This window comes from Streptomyces shinuiensis, assembly GCF_043660855.1.
Taxonomy (GTDB): domain Bacteria; phylum Actinomycetota; class Actinomycetes; order Streptomycetales; family Streptomycetaceae; genus Streptomyces.
On sequence record NZ_JBIHML010000001.1, the window covers coordinates 1,661,733 to 1,676,551 of the forward strand.

Here is a 14,819-nt window from a genome sequence, read left to right on the forward strand (position 1 = left end):
CCTCAGTCCCTCAGTCCCCGAAGTGGTCCCAGCCGCCCGCCAGGTCCCACGGGGCGCCGTCCACCGTGACCTGCGGCGCGGCGGAGGGGTGCAGCACCTCACCGATGCGGCGCCAGCGGGCGGGGAGTTTGGCGTCCGCGGGGAAGGTGGCGGCGATCGCGTGGTCCTCACCCCCGGTGAGGACCCACTGCAGCGGGTCGATGCCCACCGCCTGCCCGATGTCGGACATCTGGACGGGGACGTCGAGGGCCGACGAGCGGATGTCGATACGGACCTTGCCGGCCTCGGCGATGTGCCCGAGGTCGGCGATGAGCCCGTCGCTGACGTCCGTCATCGCCGTCGCGCCCAGTTCGGCCGCCGCCGGGCCCGCGTGGTACGGCGGCTCGGGGCGGCGGTGGGCCTCGACGAAGGCCCGCGGCGAACGGAACCCGCGGGAGAGCACCGAGTACCCGGCGGCCGACCAGCCCAGCCAGCCGGTCACCGCGACGACATCGCCGGGCCGCGCCCCGGACCGGGTGACCGGCTCGCGTCCGTGCAGGTCGCCCAGCGCGGTGATGGCCACGGTGATGGTCTCGCCGCGCACCACGTCCCCGCCGACCACTGCCGCACCCGCGACCTGGCACTCGTCGTGGAGGCCGTCCATCAGCTCGGTGGGCCAGGTGGCGGGCAGTTCGGCGGGCACGACGAGGCCGAGCAGCAGCGCGGTGGGCTCGGCCCCCATGGCGGCGATGTCGGCCAGGTTCTGCGCCGCGGCCTTGCGGCCGACGTCGTAGGCGGTGGACCAGTCGCGCCGGAAGTGCCGCCCCTCCAGCAGCAGATCGGTGCTGGCCACCACGCGCCGGTCGGGCGCGGCGACCACGGCCGCGTCGTCGCCCGGGCCGATCCGTACGGCCGGGGTGGGGGTGATCCGCGAGGTCAGTTCACGGATCAGTCCGAACTCCCCGAGCTCCCCCACGGTACGGCCGGGGGTCCTGGGAGCGCCCCCAGGGAATCCAGAGGGAGGCTGCCCCCCGGGAGAACTCAGCATCGTCGTGCCCCTTCTTCAGTGCGCTCGAACGGTACCGCCGCGGCCGCCGGTCTGCCCCTCCGCGTCGCCGTCCCGCCGCGCCCGCTTGCGGTGCGGGTCTCCCCGGCGGTACGGGCGACGCGGTACCGTGGCGTCCCTTCTTCCCACATGATCCTCGTAGCCGCCCTGGAGGTTCCGTGGTACAGGCGTACATCCTGATCCAGACTGAGGTCGGCAAGGCGTCGTCCGTCGCCGAGGTCGTCGGCGCGATTCCGGGAGTGGTCCGGGCCGAGGACGTGACCGGTCCCTACGACGTGATCGTGCGGGCCGAGGCCGACACGGTGGACGACCTGGGTCGCATGGTGGTGGCCCGCATCCAGCACGTGGAGGGCATCACCCGCACCCTGACCTGCCCGGTCGTACACCTGTAGCTCCCCCGTATGCTCGCCCGGTGAGCTTTGCGCCCCGCCGGTCCCTGCCGTCCGCCCTCCGTGCGCCCGCCGCCGTGCTCGCAGTGCTCGCCGCGGCGGCCGGTTGCACGTCCGGCGGCGACCACCCCGGCCCGCCCGTGCCGAGCCCGACGGGCGAGGCCGCCGGGATCTGCCGCGAGCTGTACGGCGCGCTGCCCGAGGAGGTGGACGGACAGCCCCGGGGCGAGGTCGAGCCCGAGACGCGGTTCGCAGCCGTGTGGGGCGATCCCGCGATCGAACTGGGCTGCGGAGTGCCGCGGCCCGAGGTCCTCACGCCCGGCAGTGAACACTACAACCCCGTCTCCGAGTCGGTGGACGTGAACGGGGTCTCCTGGCTGCTGGAGGAGCGGGACGACGGCCACCGGTTCACCCTCCTCGAACGCGAGGTCTTCGTCCGGGTGACGGTCCCGGGCGCGTACGCGCCCGAGGTCAACGCCCTGGTCGATCTAGCCGACGCGGTGCGGGAGACGGTCCCGGAGAAGCCTCTGTGACGTCCCGCCGTGTCCGCCCCGGGCCCGCGCCCCTCACGGACCCGGGGCGGACACGGCGGCCGTACGGCCTGCGTCGCCCGACGGTCGGCGCAGGCCGGTCAGCGCAGGCCGGTCGGGCGGCGCAGGGCGGCCCTGATGAGGCGGTCGACCAACTCGGGGTAGCCGACTCCGCTGGCCTCCCACATCCGCGGGTACATGGAGATGGGCGTGAAGCCGGGCATCGTGTTGATCTCGTTGATGACGAACTCGCCGCTGTCCAGCAGGAAGAAGTCGGCGCGGACCAGGCCCTCGCAGGAGGCCGCGTCGAAGGCGCGCACCGCCAGCTCCTGGACCTGCCGGGTCTGCTCGCCGGTCAGCGGGGCGGGCACCAGGCCCTCGGCGGAGTCGATGTACTTCGCCTCGAAGTCGTAGAAGTCGTGGGCCGTGGCCGGCGGGATCTCGGCCGGCAGACTGGCACGCGGGCCGTCCTCGAACTCCAGGACACCGCACTCGATCTCACGGCCGCGCAGCAGCGACTCGACGATGATCTTGGGGTCGTGGCGCCGCGCCCCGGCGATCGCCTCGTCCAGGCCCGCCAGGTCGTCGACCTTGGTGATGCCGAAGGAGGATCCGGCCCGGGCGGGCTTGACGAAGATCGGCCAGCCGTGGTCGGCCGCGAAGTCCACGATCCTCTTCCGCACGGCCTTCTCGTCCTGCTCCCACTCGCGCGGCCTGACCACCGTGTAGGGCCCGACGGGCAGCCCGAAGGAGGTGAAGACCCGCTTCATGTACTCCTTGTCCATGCCGACCGCCGAGGCCAGCACGCCCGAGCCGACGTAGGGCACCCCGGCCAGGTCCAGCAGGCCCTGGAGCGTGCCGTCCTCGCCGTACGGGCCGTGCAGCACGGGGAAGACGACGTCGACCTCCCCGAGCACCTTGGGCACCGAGCCCGGCTCGCTGTAGACGACCTCGCGGTTGTCCGGCTCGAAGGGCAGCAGCACGGAGCCGGTGTCGGACTCGGCGAGCTGCTCCACGCTCGGCAGTGCGCGGTCGGCGATCGACATCCGCTCGGGGTCGTCGGCGGTCAGCGCCCAGCGGCCGTCGGCGGTGATGCCGATGGGCAGGACGTCGTAGGCACTGCGGTCGATGGCGCGCAGTACGGCGCCCGCGGTGACCACGGAGATCCCGTGTTCGGAGCTGCGGCCGCCGAAGACGACGGCGACGCGCGGCCTCCGGCCGGCCGGCGGGGGCGTCTGGGGGCCTGGGGAGAAGGACTGGCTGCTCATATCCGGGCGAGATTACCTGACGTGACGGTGGTGGGCGGTCAGCGGCGCTCGGCCTTGGCGCTGCGCGACATCAGTTCCTTGAGGGCGACCAGCGGCGGCTTGCCGTCGTGGACGATGTCGACGACGGTCTCGGTGATGGGCATGTCGACACCGTGCCGCCGGGCCAGGTCCAGTACCGACTCGCAGGACTTGACGCCCTCGGCTGTCTGCCGGGTCGCCGCGACGGTCTCCGCCAGGGTCATGCCCCTGCCGAGGTTGGTGCCGAAGGTGTGGTTGCGCGACAGCGGCGAGGAGCAGGTGGCGACCAGGTCGCCCAACCCCGCCAGGCCCGCGAAGGTGTGCGCGTCGGCGCCCATGGCCAGGCCGAGCCGGGTGGTCTCGGCCAGACCGCGGGTGATCAGCGAGGCCTTGGCGTTGTCGCCCAGGCCCATGCCGTCGGCGATGCCGACCGCCAGCGCGATGACGTTCTTCACCGCCCCGCCCAGTTCGCAGCCGACGACGTCGGTGTTGGTGTAGGGGCGGAAGTAGGGGGTGTGGCAGGCGGCCTGGAGCCTGCGGGCCACCTCCTCGTCGCGGCAGGCGACGACGGAGGCGGCGGGCTGCCGCTCGGCGATCTCGCGGGCCAGGTTGGGGCCGGACAGTACGGCGATCCGGTCCGGACCGGCTCCGGCGACCTCCTCGATCACCTCGCTCATCCGCTTGGCGGTGCCGAGTTCGACGCCCTTCATCAGGGAGACGAGCACGGTGTCCGGCGGCAGCAGCGGCTTCCACGCCGAGAGGTTGCCGCGCAGGGTCTGGGAGGGCACGGCCAGCACCGTGAACTGGGCCCCGGCCGCGGCCTCGGCGGGGTCGGTGGTGGCGCGCACGGCCTCGGGGAGGACGACTCCCGGCAGGTAGTCGGGGTTGGTGCGGGTGGTGTTGACCGCCTCGGCCGACTCCGCGCGGCGGCCCCACAGGGTCACCTCGCAGCCGGCGTCGGCGAGCACCATCGCGAAGGCGGTGCCCCAGGATCCGGTGCCGTAGACGGCGACTCGCGTCACGCGATCTCTCCCTCGGCTGCCGCGCGGCCGACGGTCCGCCGGCCGGCGGCCTCCTCCTCGCCGGCGTCGCGGGCGGCGGGCCCGCCGCCCGCGACGGCCTTCGCGGCGGGTCCGCGGCGGCCCTGTGCGAGCACCCGTCGGCGTTCGTAGCGCTGGGCGGGCGCGGGCTCGCCGCGCACCTCTGCCAGCAGCTGTGTGATCGCGTCCATGATGACGTCGGTGACCTCGCGCAGCAGTTCCGCGGTGGGTTCGCGGTCGTAGAACCGCGACAGGTCGACGGGCGGACCGGCCAGCACCTTCAGCGTCCTGCGCGGGAAGAACCGGACCTTCTTGATCCCCGCGTACGGCGGCACGGCCTCGTTGGCGCCCCACTGCGCGACGGGGATGACGGGCGCCCCGGTGATCAGGGCGACGCGGGCGGCACCGGTCTTGCCCTCCATCGGCCACATGTCCGGGTCGCGGGTGAGGGTGCCCTCGGGGTAGAACGCCACGCACTCGCCCTTGTCGATCGCCTCGACGGCGGCGCGGAAGGCGCTCACGGCGTCGGCGGTCTCGCGGTAGACGGGGATCTGCCCGGTGCCGCGCATCACCGCGCCGACGAACCCGCCCTTGAACAGGGAGTCCTTGGCCAGGAAACGGGGGACGCGGCCGGTGTTGTACTGGTAGTGGGCGTAGGAGAGCGGGTCCAGATAGGAGTTGTGATTCACCACGGTGATGAATCCCCCCTCTTCCGGAATATGCTCCATTCCACGCCAGTCCCGCTTGAACAGCACCACCAGGGGCGGTTTCGCCAAAACCGCGGCAAAGCGGTACCAGAAGCCGATTCTGCGGCGGGACACCCGGACACCATCTCCTCTTGCCTGCTGCGGCATACGCGCCACCGGGAACAACCGCACAAGTGTCGCCCCGGGTCGTCGCCCTGTCGAGCACACCGTAACCCCGCAAAGCCCCGGACGGCTCCGGCGGCGGGTGAGAATGGTGCCGATGCATCGCGACGACACGGCGGCGCGGGCCGCGGCGGCCCGGGGCTGGACCCTGGTGATGCCCCTCAAGCCCCTGGCGCTGGCGAAGAGCAGACTGGCCCCGGCGGCCGGGAGGGGGCTGCGGTCCGCGCTGGCCCTGGCCTTCGCCCAGGACACCGTCGCAGCGGCACTGGCCTGCCCGGCGGTGGAGGGTGTGGTGATCGTCACGGACGATCCGCGCGCGGGGGCGGAACTGGCCGCACTGGGGGCGCGGATCGTGCCGGACGCGCCGGGAGCCGGGCTGAACGCCGCGCTGGAGCACGGTGAGGCGGCCGTACGGTCAAAGCGCCCCGGCGTCCCGGTCGCCGCACTGAACGCCGACCTGCCCGCGCTGCGCCCCGCGGAGCTGGCCCGGGTGCTGGAGGCGGCACGGGCACACCGCCGGGCCTTCCTGGCCGACGCCGCCGGGGTCGGCACCACGCTGCTCGCCGCGTCCGGCGGCGCCGCCCTGACTCCGGCCTTCGGAGGCGCCTCGCGCGCCCGTCATCTGCGCTCCGGCGCGGCCGAGATCGCGCTGCCCGGGGTGGACAGCATCCGGCGGGACGTGGACACCGGTGAGGATCTGGCCGCGGCGCTGGCCCTGGGAGTGGGCCCGTACACGCTCAGAACGTCTGCAGCGTCACCAGCGTGACCCGGCGGCGACCGCCCTCGGCGCCGGTTCCGGTGGTACCGGTTCCGGTCCGGGTCCCGCTCTCGGTCTCGGTCTCGATCCGTACCCGCTGGCCCGGCCGCAGCAGCCGCAGGCCTCCCGCGTCGAACGCCTCGGCATCGAAGGGGAGAGGCGTGCCGTCGTCGAGGAGCACACTGCCGCTGCGGGTCGCGGGGTCATAGGTGTACGCGGTGGCCTGCATGACGCCGAGCCTAGACGAGCCGGGCGCCCGGCCGGGCGCCCGCGGACCGCGGCCCCCGAACGGACCGCGGGCCGGGCTCCACTGGAGTCCGGCCCGGCGCGGTCACCGCATGTCCGTGTGCCCGGCTCACTTCCTGCGGGTCGCCGCCCTCTTGCGCGCCGAGGTCCTGCGGCCGGGGGCCTTCTTGGCGGGCGCCTTCTTGGCGACGGTCTTTCCGGTGGTCTTCTTCCCCGTCGCCTTCTTGGCGGTGCTCTTCTTGGCCGCGGCCTTCTTCGCCGGGGTGGCCTTGGCGGTGGTCTTCTTGGTGGTGGTCTTCTTCGCCGCGGTCTTCTTCGCGGCGGCTCTCTTCGCCGGGGCCGCCTTCTTGGCAGCGGCCTTCTTGGCGGCCGCCTTGCGGGTGGTGGCGCCGGCACCGCCCGAGAGACTGCCCTTGGGAGCCTTCTTCACGGCCACCTCGCCGCCCTTGGGAAGTTTCTTGGCGCCGCTGACCAGGTCCTTGAATCCCTGGCCGGCGCGGAAACGCGGAACGGAGGTCTTCTTGACCCTGACGCGCTCGCCGGTCTGCGGGTTGCGGGCGTAGCGGGCCGGGCGCTCCACCTTCTCGAACGAGCCGAAACCGGTGACCGAGACCCGGTCTCCGGCGACGACCGCACGGACGATCGCGTCCAGCACCACGTCGACCGCGTCAGCTGCCTGCTGTCGTCCGCCGAGCTTGTCGGCAATTGCTTCAACGAGCTGCGCCTTGTTCACGTCTTCCCCTTCGGAGGCATTGCCGGAACGAATCTGTCCAAGCTTTTTCGCACGTTAGGCAGATATTCACCGCAAATCAAACGCGAAACGTGCGAATCACCCTTGTGTCGCAACGAAATAGACCATCACGCACTTCGGTCCGTACGCCGGTCTTCCCGTTCCCCGGGGAAGAGGCCGTCGCCGACCTCGATGTCCTCCATCAGCCGGTCCAGCCGCCGCGCCGCACCGGCCAGGTCGTGCTTCGCGGCGGCCGTGACGGCGAGGAGCCTGCGGACGAGCGCCGCCCGTACGTCGTCGGGCACTTGCAGCGCGCGCACCATGGCGTGCGCGTCCTTCAGTCGGGCGGCGACGAGGTCGTAGAGGGGAAGTTGGCCGTCGCTGTCCATGCACCGATTGTGCCATTGGAGGTGAGTTGTCGGCCCGGCCGGTCCCAACACGCCGCGGGTGGACACGTACGGGTGAGGCAACTGTGCGCAGCAGGACGGCACTTGGCCCTCCCTCCCCTTTCCCGTGCCCCCCGTACGCCCGAGCGCCCCCGGCTCGTGGAGCCGGGGGCGCTCGGAGGGGTGCGCGTACGTCCGCCGCACCGGGCGGTTGCCGGGGTGCCGGACGTCAGACGGCGAGCGTCCGCGGTTTGAAGGAGGGGCGCTTCGCCTCGTACGCGGCGATGTCCTCCTCGTGGCGCAGGGTGATGCTGATGTCGTCCAGTCCCTCCAGCAGGCGCCAGCGGGCGTTCTCGTCCAGTTCGAAGTCTGCCTCGACGCCGGGCGCGGCGACCTTGCGGGCCACCAGGTCGACGGTGATCTCGACCGCCGGGTCGGCCTCCGTCAGCTCCCACAGCGCGTCCACGGTCCGCTGCGGCAGGACGACGGTCAGCAGGCCGTTCTTCAGTGAGTTGCCGCGGAAGATGTCGGCGAAGCGGGAGGAGACCACGGCCTTGAAGCCGTAGTTCTGCAGCGCCCAGACGGCGTGCTCGCGCGAGGAGCCGGTGCCGAAGTCGGGCCCGGCCACCAGAACGGTGGCGCCCTGCCGCTCCGGCCGGTTGAGCACGAACTCGTCGTCCTTGCGCCAGGCCTCGAACAGGCCGTCCTCGAAGCCGTCGCGGGTGACCTTCTTCAGCCAGTGCGCGGGGATGATCTGGTCGGTGTCGACATTGGAGCGGCGCAGCGGGACGGCGCGGCCTGTGTGGGTGGTGAAGGCTTCCATGGCTTTTCCTCAGACTCCCGCGGGCTCGCGTACATCGGACAGGTCGGCGGGCGAGGCCAGATGGCCCAGGACCGCGGTGGCGGCGGCCACCTGCGGGGAGACCAGATGGGTACGGCCGCCCTTGCCCTGCCTGCCCTCGAAGTTGCGGTTGGAGGTGGACGCGGAGCGCTCACCGGGCTTGAGCTGGTCGGGGTTCATGCCCAGACACATCGAGCAGCCCGCGTGCCGCCACTCGGCGCCGGCGGCGGTGAACACCTTGTCCAGGCCCTCCTCGACGGCCTGGAGCGCCACCCGTACCGAGCCGGGCACCACCAGCATCCGCACCCCGTCGGCGACCTTCCGGCCCTGGAGCAGGGCGGCGGCCGCGCGCAGGTCCTCGATACGGCCGTTGGTGCACGAGCCGACGAACACGGTGTCCACGGCGATCTCGCGCAGCGGCTGCCCGGCGGTCAGCCCCATGTACTTCAGCGCGTTCTCGGCGGCCAGCTTCTCGCTGGGGTCGGTGAAGGACGCCGGGTCCGGCACGCTCGCGCTCAGCGGCGCGCCCTGGCCGGGGTTGGTGCCCCAGGTCACGAACGGCGCCAGCTCGGACGCCTCGATGACCACCTCGTGGTCGAAGACGGCGCCGTCGTCGGTGCGCAGCGTCCGCCAGTACTCCACGGCCGCGTCCCGGTCGGCGCCCTCCGGCGCGTGCTCGCGCCCGGCGAGGTAGGCGAAGGTGGTCTCGTCCGGGGCGATCATGCCCGCGCGGGCGCCGGCCTCGATGGACATGTTGCAGATGGTCATCCGCGCCTCCATCGACAGCTTCTCGATGGCCTCGCCGCGGTACTCGATCACATAGCCCTGCCCGCCGCCGGTGCCGATCCGGGCGATGATCGCCAGGATCAGGTCCTTGGCGGTCACCCCCTCGGGCAGCTCGCCGTTGACCGTGATCGCCATGGTCCTGAAGGGCGCCATCGGCAGGGTCTGGGTGGCCAGGACGTGCTCGACCTGACTGGTGCCGATGCCGAACGCCAGCGCGCCGAAGGCGCCGTGGGTGGAGGTGTGGCTGTCGCCGCAGACCACCGTCATGCCCGGCTGGGTCAGTCCCAGCTGCGGTCCCACGACGTGGACGACGCCCTGCTCGACGTCGCCCAGCGGGTGCAGCCGCACCCCGAACTCCGCGCAGTTCTTGCGCAGCGTCTCCAGCTGGGTGCGTGAGACGGGGTCGGCGATGGGCTTGTCGATGTCGAGGGTGGGGGTGTTGTGGTCCTCGGTGGCGATGGTGAGATCGGTGCGCCGCACCCGGCGCCCGTTCTTGCGCAGCCCGTCGAACGCCTGGGGGCTGGTGACCTCGTGCAGCAGGTGCAGGTCGATGAAGAGGAGGTCGGGCTCGCCTTCCGCGCGCCGGACGACGTGGTCGTCCCAGACCTTCTCCGCGAGTGTCCGTCCCATCGCTTTCCCTCCGACCGGCCGCACTGCCGGCCTCGTCTCGACATCCGTGCCGCCGTCTCCGCACGAGCGGGGTGGCGACTGTCACTCCAGCTTGGCGGGTTCCCGGGGAAATTGAACTTGCGTTTCGTAATGTGAGACGCGAATATCGTTGCATGGACAACTCTAGCGGCGTCGGCGTACTCGACAAGGCGGCTCTGGTATTGAGCGCTCTGGAGTCCGGTCCGGCCACCCTCGCCGGGCTGGTCGGAGCGACCGGGCTCGCGCGCCCCACGGCGCACCGGCTCGCGGTGGCCCTGGAACACCACCGCTTCGTGGCCCGCGACATGCAGGGCCGTTTCATCCTGGGCCCGCGGCTGGCCGAGCTGGCCGCCGCCGCGGGCGAGGACAGGCTGCTCGCCTCGGCGGGTCCGGTGCTCACGCACCTGCGCGACGTCACCGGGGAGAGCGCTCAGCTCTACCGCCGCCAGGGAGACATGCGGATCTGCGTCGCCGCGGCGGAACGACTGTCCGGACTGCGGGACACCGTGCCGGTCGGCTCCACCCTCCCGATGAAGGCCGGCTCCGCGGCCCAGGTCCTGATGGCCTGGGAGGAACCGGAGCGGCTGCACCGCGGGCTGCAGGGCGCCCGCTTCACGGCGACGGCCCTCTCGGGGGTGAGACGGCGCGGCTGGGCCCAGTCCATCGGCGAGCGCGAGCCCGGCGTCGCCTCGGTCTCGGCACCGGTACGCGGCCCGTCCAACCGCGTGGTGGCGGCGGTGTCGGTCTCGGGCCCGATCGAGCGCCTGACCCGCCACCCGGGCCGGATGCACGCCCAGGCGATCGTGGAGGCCGCCGGCCGCCTCAGCGAGGCGCTGCGCCGCAACGGAGGCTGAACGCCCCGCCGGTGTGCCTGCGGCGCGCGCCGCAGGCACACCGGATACACAACGAGGAGAGGCCCTCCGCCGAAGCGGAGGGCCTCTCCCGTCCGTACCCCCGACCGGATTCGAACCGGCGCTACCGCCTTGAGAGGGCGGCGTGCTAGGCCGCTACACAACGGGGGCCCCAGCAGCGGTCCCGAAGGACCGAGTACCCCCGACCGGATTCGAACCGGCGCTACCGCCTTGAGAGGGCGGCGTGCTAGGCCGCTACACAACGGGGGCCCCAGCAGCGGTCCCGAAGGACCGAGTACCCCCGACCGGATTCGAACCGGCGCTACCGCCTTGAGAGGGCGGCGTGCTAGGCCGCTACACAACGGGGGCCTGGATCTCGCTGGGAAGATCACGCTGGGGTACCAGGACTCGAACCTAGACTAACTGAACCAGAATCAGTCGTGCTGCCAATTACACCATACCCCACCGGAACTCAAGCTCTTGCGGAACTTTTGTCCTGGTGACCGCCTTGCGTCTCCGGCCTTTCGGCCCGTTCCGCCTGGCGACGGGAAGAACATTACCCGATCGAAGCCCGTGCTCCAAAACGAGTTCCCGCCGGGTCGCCGGCGGCCGGAAGCACCCTTCTCGTACGCCCGGACGCGACCGGACCACGAGCGCCGCCGGCACCACTCCCGCACGGAACGTGACGACAGCGGCGCCCGGAGCGGCCACAGTCGTTGACGCTCCCGCTCCTGTGGTTCGTGCCGGGGCCCTGTGAGGGGCCGGGAACCCTGCTCCCGGCCCCTCACAGGGCCCTGCCTCACGGACTCACGCCTGCGCGGCGGCGGCCTCCAGTTTGGTCAGGGCGGCGTCCACGCGGGACAGGGTGCGCTCCCGGCCCAGGACCTCCAGGGACTCGAACAGGGGCAGGCCGACGGTGCGGCCGGTGACGGCGACGCGGACCGGGGCCTGGGCCTTGCCCAGCTTGAGCCCGTGCTCCTCGCCGGCGGCCAGGACGGCCTCCTTGAGGGCGTCGGCGTTCCACTCGGCCTCCGCCAGCTTCGCCCGCGCGGTGCGCAGCAGGGCGTCCGCGCCGGGCTTCATGGCCTTGTTCCAGGCCACCTCGTCCTGAACCGGCTCGTCCAGGAAGAGGAAGTCGACGTTGGCGGTGATGTCGGACAGGACCGTCAGGCGGGTCTGGGCCAGGGGAGCGAGCGCCTCGAAGGCGGCGCGGTCGAAACTCCCGGGCGCCCACGGCGTGTGCGGGGCGGTCAGCCACGGCTCGCAGCGGGCGATGAACTCCTTGGTGTCCAGGTCCCGGATGTGGACGGCGTTGATCGCCTCGCACTTCTTGAGGTCGAAGCGCGCCGGGTTGGCGTTGACGTCGCCGATCTCGAAGGCGGCGACCATCTCCTCCAGCGAGAAGATGTCCCGGTCCTCGGCGATCGACCAGCCCAGCAGGGCCAGGTAGTTGAGCAGGCCCTCGGGGAGGAAGCCGCGCTCGCGGTAGAGGTTGAGCGAGGACTGCGGGTCGCGCTTGGAGAGCTTCTTGTTGCCCTCCCCCATCACGTACGGCAGGTGCCCGAACCGCGGGGTACTGCCGTTGCCGACGCCGATCTCCGCCAGCGCCCGGTACAGCGCGATCTGGCGGGGGGTGGAGGAGAGCAGGTCCTCGCCGCGCAGGACGTGGGTGATCTCCATCAGCGCGTCGTCGACCGGGTTGACCAGCGTGTACAGCGGGGCACCGTTGGCGCGGACGATGCCGTAGTCGGTGACGTTCTCCGGGGTGAAGGTCAGCTCGCCGCGGACCAGGTCGGTGAAGGTGATCGCCTCGTCCGGCATCCGGAAGCGGACGATGGAGGCGCGGCCCCCGGCCTCGTACGCGGCCTTGCGCTCCCCGGTGAGGGTGCGGCACTTGCCGTCGTAGCCGGAGGGCTTCCCGGCCCTGCGGGCGGCCTCGCGCCGCTCCTCCAGTTCCTCGGCGGTGCAGTAGCAGCGGTAGGCGTGGCCGGCCTCCATCAGCCTGCGTGCGACGTCGGCGTAGACGTCCATGCGCTGCGACTGGCGGTAGGGGGCGTGCGGGCCGCCGGCCCCGGGGCCCTCGTCCCAGGTCAGGCCCAGCCAGCGCATCGAGTCCAGCAGCAGCTCGTAGGACTCCTCGGAGTCGCGGGCCGCGTCGGTGTCCTCGATGCGGAAGACCAGGGTGCCGCCGTGGTGCCGGGCGAACGCCCAGTTGAACAGGGCGGTGCGGACCAGGCCCACATGGGGGTTGCCGGTCGGCGAGGGACAGAACCGTACGCGTACGTCAGATGCGCTAGCCACGCTTGATCACCTTGTTGGTGAGAGTGCCGATGCCTTCGATGGTGACGGCGACCTCGTCGCCGACGTTGATGGGGCCGACGCCCGCCGGGGTGCCGGTGAGGATGACGTCCCCGGGGAGCAGCGTCATCGCCTCGGTGACGTGGACGACCAGGTCCTCCACCGAGCGCACCATCTGGCCGGTGCGGCCGAGCTGCCGCTGCTCGCCGTTGACGGTGCACATGACGGCCAGGTCCGCCGGGTCGACGTCGGTGACCACCCACGGGCCCAGCGGGCAGGAGCTGTCGAAGCCCTTGGCCCGGGCCCACTGGGATTCGGTGCGCTGGACGTCGCGGGCGGTGACGTCGTTGGCGCAGGTGTAGCCGAGGATCACGTCCGCCACCCGCTCCCGGGGCACCTGGCTGCACATCCGGCCGATGACCACGGCCAGCTCGGCCTCGTGGTGCACCTCGTGGGAGAAGGAGGGGTAGACGATCGGGTCGCCGGGGCCGATCACCGAGGTGGAGGGCTTGAAGAAGGCGACCGGCACCTCGGGGACCTCGTTTCCCATCTCCGCCGCGTGCTCGGCGTAGTTGCGGCCGATGGCCACCACCTTGTTCGGGAGGACGGGCGGCAGCAGCCGTACCTTGTCCAGGGGGACCCTCTTGCCCGAGCGCTCGAACTCGGCGAAGGGGTGGCCCTTGATGATGTCGAGGACGAGGCCGTCGCCGCTGTCGGCGTCCCCTTCCACGACTCCGAACGCGACGTTGCCGTCGATGGAGAATCTGGCGATGCGCACGGGTGGTGCTGCCCCTCGTTGATCGCGGGTGGGAGATGACACTCAAGGGTAAGCCCCGCACACTCGCGGTGTGCGGGGCCCTGCCGTGCGCATGTGTGGAGGTGTGGCCTGCGGGTAGCAGTGGAAGCGGGGCGGAGACCGCCTCCGCTCACTCAGCGCAGACGTGCCATGAGGGCGTGCTCGACCAGCGTGATCAGCGCGCTCTTCGCCTCCGCCCGGTGCCGCGCGTCGGTGGTGATGATCGGCGCGTCCGGACCGATCTGCAGCGCCTCACGCACCTCGTCCGGCGTGTACGGCTGATGCCCGTCGAACCCGTTCAGCGCGATCACGAACGGCAGACCCGAGTTCTCGAAGTAGTCCACCGCCGGGAAGCAGTCCGCCAGCCGGCGGGTGTCCACCAGCACCACCGCGCCGATCGCGCCGCGCACCAGGTCGTCCCACATGAACCAGAACCGGTCCTGGCCCGGCGTACCGAACAGATACAGGATCAGGTCCTGGTCCAGCGTGATACGGCCGAAGTCCATCGCCACCGTGGTGGTGGTCTTGTCGGCGGTGTGCGTCAGGTCGTCGATCCCGGCGGACGCGGCGGTCATCACGGCTTCGGTACGCAGCGGGTTGATCTCCGACACGGCGCCCACGAAGGTCGTCTTGCCCACGCCGAACCCGCCCGCCACCACGATCTTCGCGGAGGTGGTGGAGCGGGTTGCACCGCTAGAGCTTGCGAAGTCCACTGAGCACCCTTTCGAGCAGTGTCACATCTGGCTGGCCGCCGGGCTCGCTGCTGCTGCCCGGCTGGTGAATGGCGACGAGGCCGGCCTCGGCCAGGTCGGCCACGAGGATACGGGCCACGCCCAGGGGAATGGAGAGAAGTGCGGAGATCTCGGCAACCGATTTGATCTCGTAACACAGATGGCAGATCCGCTGGTGCTCCGGGAGCTGGCCCTGGAGGCGTGCGGGCTGCGCGGTGGTGTGCACCAGCGCCTCGATGGCGAGCTGGTAGCGCGGCCGGGTACGGCCCCCGGTCATGGCGTACGGCCGCACCAGCGGCGACGATCCGCCGCTGTCGGCCTCCGGCCGGGAGCGGCGGGGCCGCGCGGACTCCTCGGCCTGCCCTTGGTGGGGAGGCCGCTGAGCGTAGGGCTGCTGAGGCTGCTGGTACTGGGGGTACTGCTGCGGCCCGGGCTGGGAGTGGGGCTCCTGCCACCGCTGTTCGCTCGGGGCGGAGGGGAAGTTGTAGCGCTTCATGGACGGGTCGTGCTGCGGCTGAGACTGGTGCTCACCGCCGTAGGGACCGCCTGGGGGCGTTGCCACGTCTCCTCCTCCACTGCCTGACGTCACT

Annotated in this window: 17 protein-coding genes and 4 tRNA genes; 4 read left to right on the top strand and 17 right to left on the bottom strand. The window is 71.8% G+C overall.

Annotated elements, in window-relative coordinates; genetic code table 11:
• Window positions 1–10: 10 nt before the first annotated feature.
• Window positions 11–955 carry a thiamine-phosphate kinase gene (locus ACGRHY_RS07195; RefSeq protein WP_394634562.1) on the bottom strand — a complete coding sequence of 315 codons (945 nt, stop codon included), beginning with the start codon at window positions 953–955 and terminating at the stop codon, window positions 11–13.
• Between the two features lie 248 nt (window positions 956–1,203).
• On the opposite strand from ACGRHY_RS07195, the gene ACGRHY_RS07200 reads away from it, so the two are divergent.
• Both ACGRHY_RS07200 and ACGRHY_RS07205 read left to right on the top strand, forming a co-directional pair.
• Complete coding sequence (locus ACGRHY_RS07200; protein WP_093662086.1) at window positions 1,204–1,437, top strand: Lrp/AsnC family transcriptional regulator; 234 nt, start codon at window positions 1,204–1,206, stop codon at window positions 1,435–1,437.
• Window positions 1,438–1,457: 20 nt separating this feature from the next.
• Window positions 1,458–1,967, top strand: coding sequence for a DUF3515 domain-containing protein (locus ACGRHY_RS07205; protein ID WP_394634563.1), 510 nt, complete (start codon window positions 1,458–1,460; stop codon window positions 1,965–1,967).
• A gap of 98 nt (window positions 1,968–2,065) precedes the next feature.
• On the opposite strand, the gene ACGRHY_RS07210 is transcribed toward ACGRHY_RS07205, so the two are convergent.
• Genes ACGRHY_RS07210 through ACGRHY_RS07220 form a run of 3 tightly spaced genes read right to left on the bottom strand, consistent with a single transcriptional unit; the run spans window position 2,066 to window position 5,111 of the window.
• Window positions 2,066–3,232 (bottom strand): D-alanine--D-alanine ligase family protein, encoded by a 1,167-nt coding sequence (locus ACGRHY_RS07210; protein WP_394634564.1) that lies wholly within the window; start codon window positions 3,230–3,232, stop codon window positions 2,066–2,068.
• Between the two features lie 38 nt (window positions 3,233–3,270).
• Window positions 3,271–4,272 (bottom strand): NAD(P)H-dependent glycerol-3-phosphate dehydrogenase, encoded by a 1,002-nt coding sequence (locus ACGRHY_RS07215; RefSeq protein WP_394634565.1) that lies wholly within the window; start codon window positions 4,270–4,272, stop codon window positions 3,271–3,273.
• Window positions 4,269–5,111, bottom strand: coding sequence for a lysophospholipid acyltransferase family protein (locus ACGRHY_RS07220; protein WP_394634566.1), 843 nt, complete (start codon window positions 5,109–5,111; stop codon window positions 4,269–4,271). The genes ACGRHY_RS07215 and ACGRHY_RS07220 overlap by 4 nt, the downstream gene beginning before the upstream one ends.
• 145 nt (window positions 5,112–5,256) lie before the next feature.
• Between ACGRHY_RS07220 and cofC the strand changes: the two genes are divergently transcribed.
• Complete coding sequence (gene cofC, locus ACGRHY_RS07225) at window positions 5,257–5,925, top strand: 2-phospho-L-lactate guanylyltransferase (protein WP_394634567.1); 669 nt, start codon at window positions 5,257–5,259, stop codon at window positions 5,923–5,925.
• Here the strand turns inward: cofC and ACGRHY_RS07230 are convergent.
• The 5 genes from ACGRHY_RS07230 to leuC form a co-directional block, all read right to left on the bottom strand.
• Window positions 5,897–6,145: a hypothetical protein gene (locus tag ACGRHY_RS07230; RefSeq protein ID WP_394634568.1), complete on the bottom strand. Its 249-nt coding sequence runs from the start codon at window positions 6,143–6,145 to the stop codon at window positions 5,897–5,899. The two genes, cofC and ACGRHY_RS07230, sit on opposite strands and share 29 nt — an antisense overlap.
• Before the next feature lie 126 nt (window positions 6,146–6,271).
• The gene (locus ACGRHY_RS07235) at window positions 6,272–6,895 is read right to left on the bottom strand and encodes an HU family DNA-binding protein (protein ID WP_394634569.1); all 624 of its coding nucleotides are present in this window, start codon (window positions 6,893–6,895) and stop codon (window positions 6,272–6,274) included.
• A gap of 125 nt (window positions 6,896–7,020) precedes the next feature.
• A complete protein-coding gene (locus ACGRHY_RS07240; RefSeq protein ID WP_394634570.1) occupies window positions 7,021–7,281 on the bottom strand; it encodes an SCO5555 family protein in 261 nt (86 codons plus the stop codon).
• 226 nt (window positions 7,282–7,507) lie between these two features.
• The gene (gene leuD / locus ACGRHY_RS07245; protein ID WP_394634571.1) at window positions 7,508–8,101 is read right to left on the bottom strand and encodes a 3-isopropylmalate dehydratase small subunit; all 594 of its coding nucleotides are present in this window, start codon (window positions 8,099–8,101) and stop codon (window positions 7,508–7,510) included.
• Window positions 8,102–8,110: 9 nt separating this feature from the next.
• The gene (gene leuC / locus ACGRHY_RS07250) at window positions 8,111–9,535 is read right to left on the bottom strand and encodes a 3-isopropylmalate dehydratase large subunit (RefSeq protein WP_394634572.1); all 1,425 of its coding nucleotides are present in this window, start codon (window positions 9,533–9,535) and stop codon (window positions 8,111–8,113) included.
• A 152-nt stretch (window positions 9,536–9,687) separates the two neighbouring features.
• Between leuC and ndgR the strand changes: the two genes are divergently transcribed.
• Entirely contained in the window at window positions 9,688–10,407 is a 720-nt protein-coding gene (ndgR, locus tag ACGRHY_RS07255) for an IclR family transcriptional regulator NdgR (RefSeq protein ID WP_394634573.1), read from the top strand.
• 95 nt (window positions 10,408–10,502) lie between these two features.
• Here the strand turns inward: ndgR and ACGRHY_RS07260 are convergent.
• The 8 genes from ACGRHY_RS07260 to ACGRHY_RS07295 form a co-directional block, all read right to left on the bottom strand.
• A tRNA-Glu gene (locus ACGRHY_RS07260) sits at window positions 10,503–10,575 on the bottom strand.
• 26 nt (window positions 10,576–10,601) lie between these two features.
• Window positions 10,602–10,674: transfer RNA gene (locus ACGRHY_RS07265), tRNA-Glu, on the bottom strand.
• Between the two features lie 26 nt (window positions 10,675–10,700).
• Window positions 10,701–10,773 (bottom strand) — tRNA-Glu (locus ACGRHY_RS07270).
• Window positions 10,774–10,797: 24 nt separating this feature from the next.
• Window positions 10,798–10,869, bottom strand: a tRNA-Gln gene (locus ACGRHY_RS07275).
• A gap of 342 nt (window positions 10,870–11,211) precedes the next feature.
• Window positions 11,212–12,705: a glutamate--tRNA ligase gene (gene gltX, locus ACGRHY_RS07280; RefSeq protein ID WP_394634574.1), complete on the bottom strand. Its 1,494-nt coding sequence runs from the start codon at window positions 12,703–12,705 to the stop codon at window positions 11,212–11,214.
• Window positions 12,698–13,480, bottom strand: coding sequence for a fumarylacetoacetate hydrolase family protein (locus ACGRHY_RS07285; RefSeq protein ID WP_394634575.1), 783 nt, complete (start codon window positions 13,478–13,480; stop codon window positions 12,698–12,700). Before ACGRHY_RS07285 ends, gltX begins: the two co-directional genes overlap by 8 nt.
• Window positions 13,481–13,632: 152 nt before the next feature.
• Entirely contained in the window at window positions 13,633–14,211 is a 579-nt protein-coding gene (locus tag ACGRHY_RS07290; RefSeq protein ID WP_165869416.1) for a GTP-binding protein, read from the bottom strand.
• Window positions 14,192–14,791 (bottom strand): DUF742 domain-containing protein, encoded by a 600-nt coding sequence (locus ACGRHY_RS07295; protein WP_394634576.1) that lies wholly within the window; start codon window positions 14,789–14,791, stop codon window positions 14,192–14,194. The genes ACGRHY_RS07290 and ACGRHY_RS07295 overlap by 20 nt, the downstream gene beginning before the upstream one ends.
• Between the last annotated feature and the right edge of the window lie 28 nt (window positions 14,792–14,819).